Origin of the sequence: Rahnella perminowiae, assembly GCF_019049695.1 — a bacterium.
Taxonomy (GTDB): domain Bacteria; phylum Pseudomonadota; class Gammaproteobacteria; order Enterobacterales; family Enterobacteriaceae; genus Rahnella; species Rahnella perminowiae.
In genome coordinates, this window is sequence record NZ_JAFMOT010000107.1 from 1 (window position 1) to 949 (window position 949).

Annotated in this window: 2 rRNA genes; both read left to right on the plus strand. The window is 54.0% G+C overall.

The window, feature by feature from the left end:
* Window positions 1–689 (plus strand): 23S ribosomal RNA (locus tag J1781_RS00550); the annotation flags it as partial.
* 137 nt (window positions 690–826) lie between these two features.
* Window positions 827–942 (plus strand): 5S ribosomal RNA (gene rrf, locus J1781_RS00555).
* Window positions 943–949: the final 7 nt, after the last annotated feature.

Genomic DNA, 949 nt, shown 5'->3' on the forward strand with positions numbered 1-949 from the left:
GGGGTGAGGACAGTGTCTGGTGGGTAGTTTGACTGGGGCGGTCTCCTCCTAAAGAGTAACGGAGGAGCACGAAGGTTAGCTAATCACGGTCGGACATCGTGAGGTTAGTGCAATGGCATAAGCTAGCTTGACTGCGAGAGTGACGGCTCGAGCAGGTACGAAAGTAGGTCATAGTGATCCGGTGGTTCTGAATGGAAGGGCCATCGCTCAACGGATAAAAGGTACTCCGGGGATAACAGGCTGATACCGCCCAAGAGTTCATATCGACGGCGGTGTTTGGCACCTCGATGTCGGCTCATCACATCCTGGGGCTGAAGTAGGTCCCAAGGGTATGGCTGTTCGCCATTTAAAGTGGTACGCGAGCTGGGTTTAGAACGTCGTGAGACAGTTCGGTCCCTATCTGCCGTGGGCGTTGGAAGATTGAGAGGGGCTGCTCCTAGTACGAGAGGACCGGAGTGGACGCATCACTGGTGTTCGGGTTGTCATGCCAATGGCATTGCCCGGTAGCTAAATGCGGAAAAGATAAGCGCTGAAAGCATCTAAGCGCGAAACTTGCCTCGAGATGAGTCTTCCCTGTGGCTTTAAGCCACCTGAAGGGACGTTTAAGACTAAGACGTTGATAGGCTGGGTGTGTAAGTGCAGCGATGCATTGAGCTAACCAGTACTAATGACCCGAGAGGCTTAACCTTACAACACCAAAGGTGTTTTGATTTGAGAGACAGGCTCGAGAGAGTAGATTTTCAGCGGAATGTTCCTAGATTGGTTCGTATGGCGGCGCGGGGGTGAGCAACCCTGATGCGCTGCGGTACGGATGAAACAGAATTTGCCTGGCGGCACTAGCGCGGTGGTCCCACCTGACCCCATGCCGAACTCAGAAGTGAAACGCCGTAGCGCCGATGGTAGTGTGGGGTCTCCCCATGCGAGAGTAGGGAACTGCCAGGCATCAAAT